This window comes from Comamonas sp. B21-038 (genome assembly GCF_022387135.1).
Taxonomy (GTDB): Bacteria; Pseudomonadota; Gammaproteobacteria; order Burkholderiales; family Burkholderiaceae_C; genus Comamonas; species Comamonas sediminis.
In genome coordinates, this window is sequence record NZ_CP092462.1 from 1,790,637 (window position 1) to 1,808,761 (window position 18,125).

General features: G+C 63.0%; 14 protein-coding genes. 10 read left to right on the forward strand and 4 right to left on the reverse strand.

Going from position 1 to position 18,125, the window contains the following annotated elements:
* Window positions 1-213 precede the first annotated feature (213 nt).
* From aceE to lpdA, 3 genes are read left to right on the forward strand one after another with little or no spacing between them, the layout of a single operon-like run.
* Window positions 214-2,919, forward strand: a complete 2,706-nt coding sequence (aceE, locus tag MJ205_RS08070; RefSeq protein WP_239811973.1) for a pyruvate dehydrogenase (acetyl-transferring), homodimeric type — start codon at window positions 214-216, stop codon at window positions 2,917-2,919.
* A gap of 21 nt (window positions 2,920-2,940) precedes the next feature.
* Window positions 2,941-4,620 carry a dihydrolipoyllysine-residue acetyltransferase gene (aceF, locus tag MJ205_RS08075; protein WP_239811974.1) on the forward strand — a complete coding sequence of 560 codons (1,680 nt, stop codon included), beginning with the start codon at window positions 2,941-2,943 and terminating at the stop codon, window positions 4,618-4,620.
* A 15-nt stretch (window positions 4,621-4,635) separates the two neighbouring features.
* On the forward strand, window positions 4,636-6,495 hold the full coding sequence (gene lpdA, locus MJ205_RS08080; RefSeq protein WP_239811975.1) for a dihydrolipoyl dehydrogenase: 1,860 nt from the start codon (window positions 4,636-4,638) through the stop codon (window positions 6,493-6,495).
* A gap of 101 nt (window positions 6,496-6,596) precedes the next feature.
* Here the strand turns inward: lpdA and MJ205_RS08085 are convergent, their stop codons facing one another.
* The gene (locus MJ205_RS08085; RefSeq protein ID WP_239811976.1) at window positions 6,597-7,238 is read right to left on the reverse strand and encodes a VOC family protein; all 642 of its coding nucleotides are present in this window, start codon (window positions 7,236-7,238) and stop codon (window positions 6,597-6,599) included.
* Between the two features lie 265 nt (window positions 7,239-7,503).
* Between MJ205_RS08085 and MJ205_RS08090 the strand changes: the two genes are divergently transcribed.
* The 4 genes from MJ205_RS08090 (at window position 7,504) to MJ205_RS08105 (ending at window position 12,000) form a co-directional block, all read left to right on the forward strand.
* A complete protein-coding gene (locus tag MJ205_RS08090; protein WP_239811977.1) occupies window positions 7,504-8,451 on the forward strand; it encodes a tripartite tricarboxylate transporter substrate binding protein in 948 nt (315 codons plus the stop codon).
* 173 nt (window positions 8,452-8,624) lie between these two features.
* Window positions 8,625-9,557 (forward strand): tripartite tricarboxylate transporter substrate binding protein, encoded by a 933-nt coding sequence (locus tag MJ205_RS08095; protein WP_239811978.1) that lies wholly within the window; start codon window positions 8,625-8,627, stop codon window positions 9,555-9,557.
* A gap of 200 nt (window positions 9,558-9,757) precedes the next feature.
* Window positions 9,758-11,086, forward strand: coding sequence for a putative DNA modification/repair radical SAM protein (locus MJ205_RS08100; RefSeq protein WP_239811979.1), 1,329 nt, complete (start codon window positions 9,758-9,760; stop codon window positions 11,084-11,086).
* An 11-nt stretch (window positions 11,087-11,097) separates the two neighbouring features.
* Window positions 11,098-12,000 (forward strand): TIGR03915 family putative DNA repair protein, encoded by a 903-nt coding sequence (locus MJ205_RS08105; protein ID WP_239811980.1) that lies wholly within the window; start codon window positions 11,098-11,100, stop codon window positions 11,998-12,000.
* Window positions 12,001-12,022: 22 nt separating this feature from the next.
* On the opposite strand, the gene panS is transcribed toward MJ205_RS08105, so the two are convergent.
* A complete protein-coding gene (gene panS, locus MJ205_RS08110; RefSeq protein WP_239811981.1) occupies window positions 12,023-12,976 on the reverse strand; it encodes a ketopantoate/pantoate/pantothenate transporter PanS in 954 nt (317 codons plus the stop codon).
* Window positions 12,977-13,712: 736 nt separating this feature from the next.
* Here panS and MJ205_RS08115 point away from each other — a divergent pair.
* The 3 genes from MJ205_RS08115 (at window position 13,713) to MJ205_RS08125 (ending at window position 16,958) form a co-directional block, all read left to right on the forward strand.
* Window positions 13,713-14,996: a cation:proton antiporter domain-containing protein gene (locus tag MJ205_RS08115; protein ID WP_239811982.1), complete on the forward strand. Its 1,284-nt coding sequence runs from the start codon at window positions 13,713-13,715 to the stop codon at window positions 14,994-14,996.
* Entirely contained in the window at window positions 14,986-16,098 is a 1,113-nt protein-coding gene (locus MJ205_RS08120; RefSeq protein WP_239811983.1) for a YbdK family carboxylate-amine ligase, read from the forward strand. The genes MJ205_RS08115 and MJ205_RS08120 overlap by 11 nt, the downstream gene beginning before the upstream one ends.
* A 77-nt stretch (window positions 16,099-16,175) precedes the next feature.
* Complete coding sequence (locus MJ205_RS08125; RefSeq protein WP_239811984.1) at window positions 16,176-16,958, forward strand: glutamine amidotransferase; 783 nt, start codon at window positions 16,176-16,178, stop codon at window positions 16,956-16,958.
* Here the strand turns inward: MJ205_RS08125 and MJ205_RS08130 are convergent.
* Window positions 16,931-17,245: a DUF2322 family protein gene (locus MJ205_RS08130; RefSeq protein WP_239811985.1), complete on the reverse strand. Its 315-nt coding sequence runs from the start codon at window positions 17,243-17,245 to the stop codon at window positions 16,931-16,933. The genes MJ205_RS08125 and MJ205_RS08130 overlap by 28 nt on opposite strands.
* A 140-nt stretch (window positions 17,246-17,385) precedes the next feature.
* Window positions 17,386-17,868, reverse strand: coding sequence for an EVE domain-containing protein (locus tag MJ205_RS08135; RefSeq protein WP_239811986.1), 483 nt, complete (start codon window positions 17,866-17,868; stop codon window positions 17,386-17,388).
* Between the last annotated feature and the right edge of the window lie 257 nt (window positions 17,869-18,125).

The following is an 18,125-nucleotide window of genomic DNA, read 5'->3' on the forward strand; positions in this document are numbered from 1 at the left end:
CGATGAGTGTAGACGAGGGCGGTGCAGCCTTGCCCTGATGCTGGGCAAATCTCCTGTTTTGTCCGCGAAGCATCGTCCTGTAGCGCCCGTGGATTGTGCGTTTGCAGCAATTTTCCATAATATGAAATTGAAGACCGCTATTTGAAATCTTCAAAAAATGTGAGAAACTCTGGCACAGTCATTCATAGCAGATCACTTGAAGGAGACGCCAGCATGTCCGAACCATCCGAACAAAAAGCCGTCAACGGCCCCACCCGCACAGACGGCCAAGAAACCCGAGAATGGATGGACGCGCTGTCCGCTGTGATCGACCGTGAAGGTGCCGAGTACGCGCACTCGCTGATCGAGCAACTGCTGGAGCACGCGCGCCAGAACAGCGTCGATCTGCCTTTCTCCGCCAAGACCGGCTACGTCAACACCATCGAGACCGAGCAGGAAGCCCGCAGCCCCGGCAACCTCGAGATCGAACAGCGCCTGCGCGCCTACATGCGCTGGAACGCCATGGCGATGGTGGTCAAGGCCAACCGCATTCACCCGCCAGAAGGCGGCGACCTGGGCGGCCACATCGGCTCCTTCGCGTCGCTGGCCAGCATGTTTGGTGCCGGCTTCAACCATTTCTGGCACGCCGAGAGCGACAACCACGGCGGTGATTGCCTCTACATCCAAGGCCACGTATCGCCCGGCATCTATGCCCGCGCCTACCTGGAAGGCCGGATCAGCGAAGAGCAACTGCTCAACTTCCGCCAGGAAGTGGACGGCAAGGGCCTGTCCAGCTACCCCCACCCCAAGCTGATGCCCGATTTCTGGCAGTTCCCCACCGTCTCGATGGGCCTGGGCCCCATCATGGCGATCTACCAGGCACGCTTCCTGAAGTACCTGCACGCCCGCGGCATTGCCAACACTGAAAACCGCAAGGTCTGGGTGTTCTGCGGCGACGGTGAAATGGACGAAGTCGAATCCCTGGGCGCGATTGGCCTGGCCGCGCGTGAAAACCTCGACAACCTGATCTTCGTGATCAACTGCAACCTGCAGCGCCTGGACGGCCCGGTGCGCGGCAACGGCAAGATCATCCAGGAGCTCGAAGGCGAGTTCCGTGGCTCCGGCTGGAACGTGATCAAGCTGATCTGGGGCAAGGGCTGGGATGCCTTGCTGGCCAAGGACCATGACGGCGCACTGCGCAAGATCATGATGGAGTGCAACGACGGCGACTACCAGGCTTTCAAGGCCAACGACGGTGCCTATGTGCGCAAGAACTTCTTCGGCCGCGATCCACGCACCTTGAAGATGGTCGAGCACATGAGCGACGACGAGATCTGGAACCTGCAGCGTGGTGGCCACGATTCGCAAAAGGTCTACGCCGCCTTCCACGCCGCACAAAACCACCAGGGTCAACCGACCGTGTTGCTGGTCAAGACCGTCAAGGGCTTTGGCATGGGCAAGGTCGGTGAGGGCAAGAACAACGTCCACCAGACCAAGAAGCTGGCCGATGAGGACATCAAGGCCTTCCGCGACCGTTTCAACATCCCGATCCCGGACAGCCAGATCGCCGACCTGCCTTTCTACAAGCCAGCGGACGACACCCCGGAAATGAAGTACCTGCACGAGCGCCGCAAGGCCTTGGGCGGCTACCTGCCCAAGCGCCGCGAAAAGGCTGACGAGCAGTTCACCGTGCCTCCGCTGGAGACCTTCAAGGCCGTGCTCGAAGCCACGCCCGAAGGCCGTGAGATCTCGACCACGCAAGCCTATGTGCGCTTCCTCACCCAGCTGCTGCGCGACAAGGAAATCGGTCCCCGCGTCGTGCCCATCCTGGTCGACGAGGCCCGTACCTTCGGTATGGAAGGCCTGTTCCGCCAGATCGGTATCTACAACCCGCATGGCCAGCAGTACACCCCGGTCGACAAAGACCAGGTGATGTACTACAAGGAAGACACCAAGGGTCAGATTCTGCAGGAAGGCATCAATGAAGCGGGCGGCATGTCCAGCTGGATTGCAGCGGCAACCAGCTACAGCCACAGCAACCGCATCATGATTCCGTTCTACATCTACTACTCGATGTTCGGATTCCAGCGCATTGGCGATCTGGCCTGGGCAGCGGGCGACCTGCAGGCGCGCGGTTTCTTGCTGGGCGGCACCTCGGGCCGTACCACGTTGAACGGCGAAGGTCTGCAGCACGAAGACGGTCACAGCCACATCCTGGCGGGCACCATCCCCAACTGCATCAGCTACGACCCGACCTTCTCGCACGAAGTGGCCGTGATCATGCACGAAGGCCTGCGCCGCATGGTGCAGAACCAGGAGAACGTCTTCTACTACCTGACCCTGCTGAACGAAAACTATGCTATGCCTGGCCTGACGCCCGGCACCGAGGAAAAGATCCTCAAGGGCATGTACCTGTGCAAGGCCGGTGGCGCCGGCGACCTGCGCGTGCAACTGCTGGGCTCGGGCACCATCCTGCGCGAATCCTTCTTTGCGCAAGAGCTGCTGGCTGCCGACTGGGGCGTGACCGCCGACGTCTGGAGCTGCCCATCGTTCAACGAACTGACCCGCGACGGCCAGGATGCTGACCGCTGGAACCTGCTGCACCCGCTGGAAACTGCCAAGGTGCCGTATGTGACCGCCGAGCTGGGCAACAGCACCGGCCCGGTGATCGCCTCGACCGATTACATGAAGTCCTACGCCGAGCAGATTCGTCCCTTCATTCCTGCTGGCCGCACCTACAAGGTGCTGGGCACGGACGGCTTTGGCCGCTCGGACTTCCGCCGCAAGCTGCGCGAGCACTTCGAGATCGACCGCCACTACATCGTGGTTGCCGCGCTCAAGGCGCTGGCCGAAGACGGCAAGCTGCCCGCCCAGAAGGTCGCCGATGCGATTGCCAAGTACGGCATCAATGCCGACAAGATCAACCCGCTGTACGCCTAAATTGCACCAGGAGACACCACAATGGCATTGATTGACATTCAAGTCCCCGATATTGGCGACTTCGCAGAAGTGGGCGTGATCGAGTTGCTCGTCAAGCCCGGTGACACCGTCGCCAAGGACCAGTCGCTGATCACTGTCGAGTCCGACAAGGCCTCGATGGAAATCCCGTCCAGCCACGCTGGCGTGGTCAAGGAAATCATCGTCAAGATTGGCGACAAGGTCGCCGAAGGCTCGGTCATCGTCAAGCTCGAAGCGGCGGATGCAGCGGCTGCGGCACCCGCTGCGCAAGCTCCGGCGCCAGCACCGGCTGCTGCGGCACCCGCTGCTGCAGCTGCACCGACGCCTGCACCCCAGGCTGTTGCTGCGCCTGCGGCCTCGGGCCCGGTCGAAGTGAAGGTCCCCGATATCGGTGACTTCAAGGACGTGGCCGTGATCGAGCTGCTGGTCAAGGTGGGCGATACCGTCACCGCAGAGCAGTCGCTGTTCACCGTCGAATCCGACAAGGCCTCGATGGAAATTCCATCGCCCGCCGCTGGCGTGGTGAAGGAACTCAAGGTCAAGATCGGCGACACCATCAATGTCGGCGATCTGGTCGCGATCCTGGAAGGCAGCACCGCTGCAGCGCCCGCATCCGCACCGGCTGCGCAAGCCGCCGCTGCTGCTGCGCCTGCCCCAGCCGCCAGCGCACCTGCTCCTGCAGCAGCACCTGTCGCCGCTGCGCCGGCTGCAGCCGTGCCGGCCCACAACCCCACCGTACCGCCATCGGGCGCCTTGCCTTATGCATCGCCATCGGTGCGCAAGTTTGCGCGTGAGCTGGGCGTGCCGCTGGAAGAGGTCAAGGGCTCGGGCAACAAGGGCCGTATCACCGCCGACGACGTGCAGGCCTTCACCAAGCAGGTGATGGCCGGTGCCGTGCAGACCAAGGCCCAAGCTGCCAAGGCGCCTGCCGGTGGTGGCTCTGGCGCAGGTCTGGATCTGCTGCCATGGCCCAAGGTCGATTTCAGCAAGTTCGGCACGGTCGAGCGCAAGGATCTGTCGCGCATCAAGAAGATCTCGGGCGCCAACCTGCACCGCAACTGGGTGATGATCCCGCACGTCACCAACAATGACGAAGCCGACATCACCGAGCTCGAAGCCTTCCGCGTCTCGACGAACAAGGAAAACGAGAAGAGCGGCGTCAAGGTCACCATGCTGGCCTTCGTGATCAAGGCGCTGGTGTCTGCACTCAAGAAATTCCCTGAGTTCAACACCAGCCTGGATGGCGACACCCTGGTCTACAAGCAGTACTTCAACATCGGCTTTGCGGCGGACACGCCCAATGGCCTGGTGGTGCCCGTGCTCAAGGATGCCGACAAGAAGGGCATCATCCAGATCAGTGCAGAAATGGGCGAGCTGGCCAAGAAGGCGCGCGACGGCAAGCTGGGCGCGGCCGACATGCAAGGCGGCTGCATCTCCATCTCGTCGCTGGGCGGCATTGGCGGCACGCACTTCACGCCTATCGTGAACGCCCCTGAAGTGGCGATCCTTGGTCTGTCCAAGTCGGCGATGAAGCCCGTCTGGGACGGCAAGCAGTTCGTGCCACGCCTGATGCTGCCGCTGAGCCTGTCGTACGACCACCGCGTCATCGACGGCGCCTCGGCCGCACGCTTCAATGCCTACCTGGGCCAGGTGCTGGCGGACTACCGCCGCATCATCCTGTAATCGGAGACGCATACTATGGCAATCGTAGATATCAAAGTCCCCGACATTGGTGATTTCGCTGAAGTGGGCGTGATCGAGCTGCTGGTGCAGCCTGGCGATACCGTCGCCAAGGACCAATCGCTGATCACCGTCGAATCGGACAAGGCCTCGATGGAAATCCCGTCGAGCCATGCCGGCGTCGTCAAGGAACTCAAGATCAAGATCGGTGACAAGGTCGCCGAAGGCTCGGTGATTCTGTCGCTGGAAGCCGCTGAGGGCGCTGCCCCTGCGCCTGCTGCCCCAGCACCTGCACCTGCAGCCTCGTCGCCCGCACCAGCTCCTGCAGCAGCGGCGCCTGCTCCCGCAGCACAAGCTGCGGCGCCAGCACCGGTGGCCAGCAACTACAGCGGCCGGGTCGATGAAGACTGTGACGTGGTCGTGCTCGGCGGTGGCCCTGGCGGCTACTCTGCGGCATTCCGCGCGGCCGATCTGGGCCTCAAGGTGGTGCTGATCGAGCGCTACAAGACCCTGGGCGGCGTCTGCCTGAACGTGGGTTGCATCCCATCGAAGGCCCTGCTGCACGTGGCGGCCGTGATGGACGAGGTCAAGCACCTGGAAGTCGCCGGCGTCAAGTTCGCCGCGCCTGAGGTCAATATCGACCAACTGCGCGCCCACAAGGAAAAGGTCATCGGCAAGCTGACCGGCGGTCTGGGCCAGATGGCCAAGATGCGCAAGGTCACGATCGTGCGCGGCTATGGCAACTTCGTCAGCGCCAACCACATCGAAGTGCAGGAAACCTCGGGCGACGGCCAGGACAAGACCGGCGCCAAGAAGGTCGTGCAGTTCAAGAAGGCCATCATTGCTGCGGGCTCGCAGGCGGTGCATCTGCCCTTCATGCCCAAGGACGAACGCGTGGTCGATTCCACCGGCGCACTGGACCTGAAGGCGGTGCCCAAGCGCATGCTGATCCTGGGCGGCGGCATCATCGGCCTGGAAATGGGCACCGTCTACAGCACCCTGGGCGCACGCCTGGATGTGGTCGAAATGATGGACGGCCTGATGCAAGGCGCTGACCGCGATCTGGTCAAGGTCTGGCAAAAGATGAACGCGCCGCGCTTTGACAACATCATGGTCAACACCAAGACCGTGGCTGCCGAAGCCACGCCCGAAGGCATCAAGGTCTCGTTCGAGCCAGCCAAGGAGGGCGTGACGGTGCCCGAACCCCAGGTGTACGACCTGGTGCTGCAAGCCGTGGGCCGCACGCCCAATGGCAAGAAGATCGGCGCAGAGGCTGCAGGCGTATCCGTGACCGACCGTGGCTTCATCAATGTCGACATCCAGATGCGCACCAATGTGCCCCACATCTTCGCGATCGGCGACATCGTGGGCCAGCCCATGCTGGCACACAAGGCTGTGCATGAAGCCCATGTGGCCGCTGAAGTCATCGCCGGCGAGCTGCAAGGCAACAAGGAACTGGCTGCTGCCGCTTTCAATGCCCGCGTGATCCCATCGGTGGCCTACACCGATCCCGAAGTGGCATGGGTGGGTCTCACCGAAGACCAGGCCAAGGCACAAGGCATCAAGGTCAAGAAGGGCCTGTTCCCCTGGGCCGCCTCGGGCCGCGCCATTGCCAATGGCCGCGACGAAGGCTTCACCAAGCTGCTGTTCGACGATTCGCCCGAAGCCCATGGCCACGGCAAGATCCTCGGCGGCGGCATGGTCGGCACGCACGCCGGCGACATGATCGGCGAGATCGCGCTGGCCATCGAGATGGGTGCAGACACGGTGGACATCGGCAAGACCATCCACCCGCACCCGACCTTGGGCGAAAGCATCGGCATGGCCGCAGAAGTGGCCCATGGCACCTGCACCGATGTGCCGCCTGCGCGCAAATAAGACCAGCCGGTCTTGAGCCACTCTGCAAAAGACAGCCTACGGGCTGTCTTTTTTTTGCATCTTGGTCAGGCGTTCAAGGCCGTGCCAACAGGGGCCCGGGCTTATTCGTCATCAAACTCCGCCCGGTAGTCTTCCGGGTCGATGCCTTCAGCGCGCAGCGGCTCAATCAAGCGAAAGCGCGTGACCTTGGCCGATGCGGTGATATAGCCTTTGATGACCCATTCACGGGTGACAGGGCTGTGTGCTTCTTGGGCGAGTTGCTCGATCACGCGCGTGGTTTTGCGCCGGGCCAGCATGCGGAAGAATGCGGGCACATGGGCGAGCAGGCGTTGCAGCAGCTCCTCGGCATCGGCGGCCCATTCGCCTTGCTTGGGCAGTTCCGGCACAAAACCCCATTCGTCTTCTGTCAACGCGCGCCACAGCACGATCGCATGGCCATCGGCATCGTTCACGCAGGCCATCTCTTCGAGCTCGGGGGTGCGCATCGGCGCACAGCGTGAGCTGCTGCCTGCCGCCAACAGGCTTTGGTAGGCCTGCGCCACATCGGCCACCTGCAGGCGCAGGCTCGTCTGCGACTCCACCTTGGGCACCTGCAGCAGCCGCAGCAGGGCGCTGCCGGTGTCGATATCGACATAGCCCTCGCCGCTGCGCGCGGCCCTGAAGCCGATCACATCACGCCAGAGCTGCGTTGCTTTTTCCAGATCGCTGCAGGGGAGGACGAGGTGGCTGATTCCAAAAAACATGGCATGCGGTGGTAAAAATGACAATGCTGATGATAGCTTTTGGCTGCGCCATCGATCAGAACTGATCGCCCCAGCGAGCAACGATACCCACCACCAGCAGTTGTCTTGGAGACAGCCCAGACTGCCCATTCGCCACTGGATGGGCGAAGATCCCGGCTACACAAGCTCGCGCAGCGCATCGGCGCTTTCTGCCAACGCCGCTGCAGCTCTTCAGGAGACCCACCCCATGATCCCCCATGCGCTCGCTTCTGCTGCCGCATTGGCAATGGCTGCTAGCTTGGCCGTTGCGGCCAATCCGGCCCTTGCCGCCTATCCAGACAAGCCCATCAAGCTGATCGTGCCGTTCCCACCCGGCCAGGCCACCGATATCTTTGCCCGTGCGCTGGCCGACAAGCTGGGCCAAAGGCTCGGTCAACCGCTGGTGGTGGAGAACAAAGCCGGCGCGGGCAGCAATATCGGCTCCGAGCAGGTTGCGCGCAGCGCCGCCGATGGTTACACCTTGCTGGTGGCGGGCAGCGCGATGGCGGTGAACCAGACCTTGTACAAAAAGGTGAACTTCGATCCGCGGGCCGACCTGGTTGGCATCAGCTTGATCGCCAAGGTGCCGCTGGTCTTTCTGGCCAATCCGGCCAGCGGTATCAAAAGCATGAACGACCTGGTGAGCAAGGCCCGCGCCGAGCCCGGCAAGCTGAGCTATGCCAGCGCCGGCATTGGCGGCACCCAGCATTTGAGCGCGGAGATGGTCAAGGCCCGCGCAGCGCTGCAGATCGAACATATTCCCTACAAAGGCAGCGGCCCGGCGCAGGCGGATTTTCTGGGCAACCAGGTGCCGCTGATGGTGGATTCGGTCACTGCCGCGTTGGCCAACATCCAGGCCGGCAAGGCGGTGCCGCTGGGCGTGACCTCAGCCACCCGTTCCAGCCAGTTGCCCCAGGTACCAACGATTGCTGAATCCGGCTTGCCTGAGTTCAAGGGTTTCGAGGCCGTGGGCTGGCTCGGGCTGATGGCCCCCAAGGGGACGCCCAAAGCCATTGTCGACAAGTTGACCCAAGAAACGGTGGCCATTCTCAGCAGCGCCGAGATGCAGAAATTCATCCGCGACCGGGGCTCCGAGCCCGCACCGACCAGCGGCCCGGAGATGGACCGCTTTGTCGCCAGCGAAATGGTGGAATGGGGCAAGGCCGTCAAGCAATCGGGCGCGACCGTGGAATAGGGCTACCCCCAGGCTGCGCGGCCAGAACCCTTACGCCCCGCCGACCATGTCACCCAGGCGTCCCAGTGCCTGGATGTGCTTTTCTACACTCTTTGTCGCCTATAGACCGAAATGGAGACAAAGACATGGTGTTGACGCGCAGAAGCCTGGTGCAAGCCGGGGCCGCCACGACAATGGGAGCTTATATCGGGGCCGGCGCATCGCTGGCCCACGCGAACAAGCGCTTTCCCAACCGGGCGATCAAGCTCGTAGTGGCCTTTCCCGCCGGGGGGCCGACCGACCTGACAATGCGCCAGCTCGCCGAGAACGCCGCCAAGGTGCTGGGCCAGCCGATTGTGGTGGAGAACCGCCCCGGCGCGGCGGGTTCGCTGCCTGCGGCCCAGCTACAGAACACGGTGGCCGATGGCTATACCATCGCCCAGCTGCCGATGAGCGTGATGCGCCTGCCTTTCACCACGGGCCTCAAATGGAACCCGGTGGAGGATCTGAGCTACATCATCAATGTCACCGGCTATGCGTTCTGCATGGTGGCCAGCACCCAGTCCGGGCTCAAGAATTGGCAGGAGGTCGTAGCCTGGGCCAAGGCCCACCCTGGCAAGCTGACCTTGGGCAATACCGGTACCTATACTTCGCCGCATGTCACCTCGGCCATCATTGCGCAGCAGCTTGGACTGGATGTCGTACATGTGCCCTACAAAGGATCGGCGGAGCTGATGCGCGCGACGATGGCAGGCGAGGTGATGGTCGCGGCCGACACCAGTGCCGTGATCCCCTATGTAGACCAGGGCCGCATGGTCGCGTTGAACGTCTGGACCGAAAAGCGCCTGCCCACCTTGCCCAATACCCCCACCTTGATCGAGCTCGGCCTGCCCACCACGCAATACTCGCCGTTTGGCCTGGTGGGCCCCAAGGGCATGCCGGCCGATGTGCAAGCCACTTTGCACAAAGCGTTCAAGGAAGCGATGGAGATGGAAAGCTACCAGGCGATGCTGCAGCGCTTTGAGATGCTGCCGATTTACATGAACAGTGCCGACTACAAGAAGTTTGCCGCCGAGTCGACCGTCAAGGAAAAGGCCGTGCTGGCCAAGCTGGGTCCCCAGGCTTGACGGAGCCGAGGCGACCGATGGGCGTGGCAACGGCAGCAGGGTGATGAAAACTGTATTTATATACAGTATTTGTTAAACACCGCTTCATCTGATCGGTGCCGCCCCTCTATGAAGGGGTCTGCTTACGCTGACAGCATTGAAGGCAGCGCTGGCCATCGCGAGAAGGTTTTGCTAGAATACTGTATATATACACAGTATTTATGCAAACCCTCGCCAAACTCCAGATTCTGGCCGACGCCGCCAAATACGATGCCAGCTGCGCATCCAGCGGCAGCAAGCCCCGCAATTCCCTGGGCGGCAAGGGGATGGGCTCGACCGAGGGCATAGGCATCTGCCACAGCTACACGCCCGATGGCCGCTGTGTCTCGCTGCTGAAGATTCTGCTGACGAACTTCTGCATCTATGACTGCCGCTACTGCATCAACCGCAAAAGCTCCAATGTGCAGCGCGCCCGCTTCAGCGCGGCCGAGGTGGTGGGGCTCACTCTGGACTTCTACCGCCGCAACTGCATAGAAGGCCTGTTTCTGTCCAGCGGCATCATCCAGTCGTCCGACTACACGATGGAGCAACTGGTCGAGGTGGCCCGCAGCCTGCGCGAGGACCACGATTTTCGCGGCTACATTCACCTCAAGACGATTCCAGATGCGTCCCCCGAGTTGTTGGCGCTGGCGGGCCGCTATGCGGACCGGCTCAGCATCAATATCGAGCTGCCCACGCAGCAGGGCCTGCAGCAATTGGCGCCGGAAAAGGATGCTGTGGGCATTGCCTCGGCCATGCACCAGGTCGCGGAGCATATCGAAGTGGCCCGGCAGCAGAAGCAAGACCAGCAGGGCAGCAAGCTGGTATCGCTGCCCCGCCAGCGCCAGGCGGCCCGGGCGGCAGCGCCCAGCTATGCGCCTGCGGGCCAAAGCACCCAAATGATTGTCGGCGCCGACAGCGCCAATGATGCGACCATTCTGCTCACCAGCAGCGCGCTCTACACCGGCCAGCGTCTGCGCCGGGTCTACTACTCGGCTTTCAGCCCCATCCCCGATGCCTCATCCGATCTGCCCCTGCAGGCGCCGCCGCTGATTCGCGAACACCGGCTCTACCAGGCCGATTGGCTGATGCGCTTTTATGGATTCAGCCCGGCTGAGATCACCGCGCCAGCGAGCGGCGGCATGCTCGATCTGGAGCTGGACCCCAAACTTGCCTGGGCGCTGTCGCAGCGCCAGCATTTTCCGGTGGATTTGAACCGCGCGGCCAAGGCCTGGCTGCTGCGGGTGCCGGGCTTGGGTGTCGGCAGTGTGGAGCGCCTGTTGGCCGCGCGCAGGGTGCGCCGGCTGCGGCTGGCCGATCTGCAGCAGCTGCGCGTCGCCACCAGCAAGGTGCTGCCTTTTGTCGAGCTCGATGACTACCACCCGCCGCTGGCCATGCTCGACAGCCCCGGCTTGCGCCAACAGCTGCTTGCCCAGATGGGGCAGGGGGCTGTGCAGCGCCGGCACAGTGGCATGCAACTGGCGGCTGCGGCGCAGATCGCCTTGTTTTGAGGAGGCCAGGCATGCCAGCGGAGAACGACAGCTTGACGGTGATGCTGGAAGCACCGGATGACTTTGCCGGCTTTCGCCAGGCCGCGCGGGTGTTGCTGGCCCTGGGCGCAGCGCCTGACGCAGTGCACTGGCGCTGGACGGATGACCTGGCCACCCAAGCGGAAGAGGGTGATTTGTTTGCTGATGCTGTGGCAGCCAACGCGGCAGCCAATGGAGTGACGATCGACGCCGCAGCCCGCGCCATCACCCCCGATGCGCTGGACCGTTTGGCCATCGCACCCGGCCAGCCGGTGCGCATCGGCAAACCCCAGCTGGCTGTGCTGCGCAATGCCTGCTGCCACCGCAATCCGGGGCGCTTCATGCTGTGCTACCGCTGGCTGTGGCGGGTTCAGTGCATGCCTGGCCTTGCGGGCGATACGCTCGATGCCGATTGGCGCGATATCGAACGCCTGGCGCATGCGGTGCGGCGAGAGATCCACAAGATGCATGCCTTTGTGCGCTTCCGGCCCGCACAGGACGAAAACGGCAACCCCCTGCATGTGGCCTGGTTCGAGCCTGAGCACCACATCGTTCGCGCGGCCTCGGGCTTTTTCATGGAGCGCTTCAGCAATATGCGCTGGGCGATCCTCACTCCGGACTGCAGCGTGCTCTGGGACCAGGAATGCCTGCAATGGGGCCCTGGCGCCACGGCGGCCCAGGCGCCGGGCCCGGATGCGGGTGAAGCGCTATGGCTGGCCTATTACCAGTCCACCTTCAACCCGGCGCGCCTCAAGGAACAGGCCATGCTGCGCGAGATGCCGCGCCGGTACTGGAAGAACCTGCCCGAGACCCAGCTGATCAGCGGTCTGGTGGCAGGCGCGCGCAGCCGCACCGGAGACATGCTGGCGGCGCAGCCAGGCGCCCAGCGCGCCTGACGCAGACAGCGGTTTTTCAGGCTCAGTGCAGTGATACGTCTTCGCGGCGCACATGGTCGTTGGCCGTGCCGGTAGGCCGGCTCGACCAGTAGCCTGCGAGCAGAGATCCCGATATGTTGTGCCAGACCGAGAAAATGGCGCCTGGCAGCGCGGCCATCGGGCTGAAGAACTTCGCGCCCAGGCTGGCCGCGAGGCCCGAGTTCTGCATGCCCACCTCGATCGCCAATGTGCGGCAGACCGATTTGTCAAAGCCCAGCAGGCGCCCGCCCCAGTAACCACCCAGGTAACCGATCAGGTTGTGCGCAATCACGCCCGCCACCACGACGCCACCCACGGTGGCGATGCGGTCGCGGCTCAAGGCCACGACGGTGGACAGCACCAGCAGGATCGCCACCATCGACACGAGCGGCAGCAGACGCTCGACGCGCTTGATCTGCGCATGCCAGAAATGGTTCAGCAGCAGGCCCAGGCCAATCGGCAGCAGCACGATCTGTGCAATCTCCATCAACAGCGCGCTGACCGGCACATCGATCGACGCCGAAATATAGAGGCGCGCAAGCAGCGGCGTGGCCACAATGCCGACCAGGGTGGACAGTGCACTGATCGTCACCGACAGCGCCACATCGCCCTTGGACAGAAAAATCATCACATTCGACGACGTACCGCTGGCGACGCTGCCGACCAGCACCATGCCGGCCGTCAGCTCGGGCGGCATGTTCAGCGCCTTGGCAATCAGCCAGGCGGCCAGCGGCATGATGAGGTAGTGCAGGAACAACCCGGCCGCAATCGGCGCAGGGCGCTGCAGTACGCGGCTGAAGTCGCTGATGCGCAGGGTGACGCCCATCGCAAACATGATCAGCATCAGCAACTGGGCAATATGGGGCTTGAAGCCCAGGAAGGCGGAGGGCGCGCTGTAGGCGATCAGCGCCATCACAGCTGCCCAGACGGGAAAAAGACGGGTCAACAAAGCAAGCACGGAAGTATCCAGACCAAAGCAAAGCCTGGGCGCTGCGCTTTCGGCCATGGCCGGTGCAACGCCCGTGGGAGAAGAACGGGGTGGGGGCTGATGCGATGCGGCGGAGGTGGCGCTGTGCCGGGCCAGGGATAGCGGCCAGTGCAACAGCGCTGCGATGAATGCAGGCTACAGGTGGTAGCGGGCAAGCGCCGGATGCTTGTGGCGGGCCGCATCAGGCCTGCCATCATAAAGTTACGATTGCAACTGGTTGGGGGCAGGCTGCGGTGGCAACACAGCACACTCGGATATCCGCAGGCGGGTGTCTGTCGGCGCAATGCCTGTTGCAGGCGCAGACCCTGCCGCGCGCAAAGTTGGCATTTTTTGTACCCGAAGCCTGCTACGTTCTGCATAGCAATGTTGGTCCCATGTGTGGGCCGCATTCAGTGCCGGCGCGGCGCTGCGCAAGGTTTGGCCACTGCAGTTTTTATTGTAGGACTGCAGGCATTTTGTAACCTTTGGACGCAGGCCGCCGCTGCAATCTGCAGATCATCCGGTAGAGTCGTTGAGATTGGTTAACGATCTGATGCATTAATGCAACACCATGACAGTGTCACTGGTGGCAATGCATCTCCTGCTCTGGAACTGCCGCTGCGACGCGCCGCCAGGGCCATTTCTAACTCGGTGCCATGCGGCCATGCACGCTGGACACATTTTTTGGGAGGAAGGTGCAGTTATGCCACCCCATGCAGCATCCTCAATGCCCTTGCCGCAAGTTGGCGGCTGGCTTGAACACAGTGTTGGCCCGTTGATGAGCTGGTGCGTGCTGGTAGCGGCCGCCGCGCTGGCCGGCCATATGGTTTTTCGGCTCACCGGCTTTCCCCGCATGCTGGGTTATACCGTCGTCGGCCTGCTGGCCGGCTGGCTCGGGTTTGGCGATCTGCCCTGGCCGCTGCAAGGCAATACCCAGGTGCTGCTGCACACGGCCGTAGGCACCAGCATGCTGATTGCCGCCTCGCAAATCTCGCTCAAATGGTTGGTGCGTCAGCCTTTTTTGCTGCTGCAAAGCCTGGTCGAATCGCTGGCAGCCCTCGTGCTGGTCACGGGCACCCTGCAACTGCTCGGCATGGGCTGGGCGGTGTCACTGGGTGTTGGCGTGATCGCGATGGCGGCCTCTCCATCCGTTCTTTTGCGCATCTCCTCGGATCTGCGCTCCAGCGGGGCCGTCACCGACCGCAGCGTGTTGATGGCAACGCTCAGCTGCGTATACGCACTGGTGCTGGGCTTGGTCATCACCGTGGCATGGTCGCCGGTGGCTGGCACGGATGCCCAGTCTGGCCTGGTGCTGACCGCAGCCGGCATGGGCCATCTGTTGTGGAACCTGGGCCTGACCCTGTTGTGGGCGCTGCTGACCACCGCCGCCTTGTGGCCGGTGTTGCGCTGGACCTCGTCGCGCAGCGACTCCACCGCGCTGTACATGCTTGCCGTGCTGGTGGCAGCCAGCCTGCTGTCTGAGCGCCTGGGCGGCTCGGCGGCGCTGGCTTTTGTCCTCGCCGGCGTGATGCTGCGCAATCTCAGCCCCAGGCCGATGATCTGGCCCACGGCCTTCATGGCGGGCAACACCATGCTCAATCTGCTGATGTTTGTGCTGGTGGCCAGCATGGCTGGCCAGATGGCGCCGAGCGCAGCGCTGATCAGCGTGGTGGCGGCAGCCAGCCTGGCGCGCCTGCTGGGGAAGATGGGCGGGGTCATCTTGCTGGGCGCAGGCACCGGTATTGGCTGGCTGCGCCAGTGGCCAGTCGCCTGCGCGCAATCGCCCAGCTCGGGCCTGGCACTGCTGATTGCCTCGGCCCAGGTGGCGCAATGGGCCACCACCAACCCGGATGTCGCCATCAGCGTATCGTCGATTGCGCTGCCAATGATTGTGCTGTGTGAGGTGATCGGTGTGCTGCTGGCCTCGCTCGCGCTGTGGCGCAGTGGCGAGGCCCACCGCGGTATCGGTCTGTCCGCCCTCACCAGCAAGGAGAAACGCCATGACGCTTGAAGCTTTCCAACAATCCCAGGCACTGACCTTGGGGGTGGAGCTGGAGCTGCAGCTGGTCAACACCAACCACTATGACCTGACGCCTTACGCCCCCGATATGCTGGCCCTGCTGAAGAATGCGCAGGTGCCTGGCTCGATCGTGCCGGAGGTGACCACCAGCATGATCGAGATATCGACCGGTATCTGTACCGATGCGCAGGATGCCTACCAGCAGCTGACGGTCACGCGCGACGCGCTGGTCAAGGCGGCCGACAAGCTCAATATTGCGCTGGCCGGCGGGGGAACCCACCCGTTCCAGCAGTGGCACCAGCAGCGCATCTACAACAAGCCGCGTTTCAAAGAGATCACTGCGCTGTATGGCTACCTGACCAAGCAATTCACGATCTTTGGCCAGCATGTGCATGTGGGCTGCCCCGGTGCCGACGCGGCATTGATGATGCTGCACCGGCTCTCGCGCTATATCCCGCACTTTATTGCGCTGTCGGCCTCCAGCCCCTTTGTGCAAGGGCAGGACACCGCTTTCGATTCGGCGCGGCTGAACTCGGTGTTTGCGTTTCCGCTGTCTGGCCGGGCACCGTTTGCGCTGCACTGGGAGGACTTTGAGCGCTACTACGAGAAGATGACCGCCACTGGGGTGATCCACAGCATGAAGGATTTCTACTGGGATATCCGCCCCAAGCCCGAGTTTGGCACCGTCGAGGTGCGGGTGTTTGACACGCCGCTGTCCATCGAGCGCGCCGTTGCACTGGCCGCCTATGTGCAGGCGCTGGGGGCCTGGTTCCTGGCCGAGGAGCCGTTCGAGCCCAGTGAGGACGACTACCTGGTCTACACCTACAACCGCTTCCAGGCCTGCCGATTCGGCCTGGAAGGCGCCTATGTGGACCCGGCAAGCAGCGAATCCTTTGGGCTGCGGGAGCACATCCTGCTGACCTTGCAGCGCATCCAGTCCTATGTGCCGGACAACAGCAAGGAGGCCTTGCTGCAGCTGCGCAAGACCGTCAACGAAGGGGTCAACGACGCCAGCCGCCTGCGCGAAGCCTATGCCCAGGCCCAGCAACTGCCCGAGGTGGTACGGCAGTCCACCCTGCGCTTTCGGTATTGATTGAAATACACCGGGTTGAAAGCCATCCGGGGCTGGCCTGCATTACAGTGCATGGTCAGCCTTTTTTGCCTTCACCCGTGTCTGAAAAATCTCTGCTGCTCATCCAGGTCGGCACACCGCCCGACGATATCCGTGCCCAGGCCGGCGATTTGCCGCTGTGGTTCTCCGCCGTGCTCGCTGCTGGGCCCGCGTTCAAGGTGGTGCGGGTGTTCGACGGTGAGCCCTTGCCGCCGCATGACGCGCACAGCGCCGCGATCATCACCGGCTCCTGGGCGATGGTCACCGATCGTCTGCCGTGGAGCGAAGCGGCGGCCCAGTGGATACGCGACGCGATGGCATTGGGGTTTCCGCTGTTTGGCGTCTGCTACGGGCACCAGCTGATGGCCCATGCGCTGGGTGGCAAAGTTGATTACCACCCCAAGGGCCGCGAAATGGGCTGCCTCGATATCGACCTGCTGGCCGGGGCCGAGGAAGAGGCATTGCTGGCCGGCTCAGGCCCGCGCTTCAAAGCCCATCTGACCCATATGCAAACGGTGCTGGAGCTGCCGCCAGGCGCCCGGGTGCTCGCAAGATCAGCCCATGACCCGCACCAGGTGGTGCGCTATGGGGCCCATGCAGTGTCCACCCAGTTCCATCCGGAGTTCAGCCAAACGGTGGCTGCAGCCTGCATCCAGCTGCGTGCGAAGGTGCTGCAGTCGGAGGGCTTTGACCCGCAGGCGATGCTGGAGCAGCTGCGCGACACGCCTGTGCCGCAGCGGATGCTGCAGCGCTTTGTAGCCGCCTATGCCTGCCCGCCAGCAACCGCGCCGGCGCTGAACACGGCCTCGGGTGCTCAGGCCGGGACGACTTTGACGGTATAGCCCTTGCCGGAGGCGATGACTTCCAGCAGTCGGTCGATATTGGGATGCGCGCCGGGGCGGGCCTTGGCGTCGTCCGTATGTTCAGCAAAAATCTGCAGGCCTTCTTCGGCCGCTGCCACATTGATGCCGCCATGCTTGGCGGCCAGTGCGTTGTAGACCTTGGCCGAACCGGCCTTGCCGGGGGCATTCGGAATGGTGGCTGCGACCTGGCCATCGGCATCGATCAGTTGCAGCTCGGCGATATGGTCAATGGAAGGCAGGGATTGGAGGTTGTCAGCAAATGCCATGGGGCTCCTGGGCGCAGAAGTGGTATCAAAAAAATAGCTGCCGGTGCTTATTGCATGGGCAGCTCACGGGTTTTGTATTATGCAGCAAAGCCTTGCTGGCCAAGGGGGCAGGGCGGCCATCCTGCCGCCCACAGCCATCGTCAGTCCTGTGCCTTCACCAGGCCCATGATGAAGTCCCAATGCCGCGCATCCACCGGCGTGATCGACAGGCGGTTGCCTTTTTGCAGCACCCGCATATCTTCTAACGCTGGGTATTGGCGCAGCGCAGCCACCGTGATGGGCTGGATCTTGCGCAGCGCCTGCACATCCAGCATCAGCCAGCGCGGGGCCTCGGGTTTGGACTTGGGGTCGTAGTATTTGGAGTTCGGGTCGAACTGGCTGGCATCGGGCCGCAGATGGCCCGCAATGCGGGCAATGCCGTAAATACCGGGCTCGGCGCAGCTCGAATGCCAGTACAGCACACCATCGCCCACCTGCATGTCATCGCGCATGAAGTTGCGCGCCTGGTAGTTGCGCACGCCGTCCCAGGCGATCGTCGCCTGGGGCGCGTTGAGCGCGCGGTCGATGGAGAATTCATCGGGCTCGTTTTTCATCAGCCAGTAGCGGGTCGATGCAGCGTTCATGGTGCTTGGATGTAAGGAGGGCGGGGCAGGCTGGTAGCGCGGCCCTGACCTGAGCGCGCATGCTGCTGATGCTAAACGATGCGCCGCTCTGTTTATGGAAGCACAAGCGCTGCGGCAGTGTTGATGCCAGGCGGCGTTTATACGAGACAGCCCAAGCGTAAACAGCAGCAACATAGTACAATAGAGAGCTTTGCAAGCTTTTGTGGCTTGACTGCGTTGGCTGCCTGGCAGCTGCGCGGTACATCGTGTGCGGGATG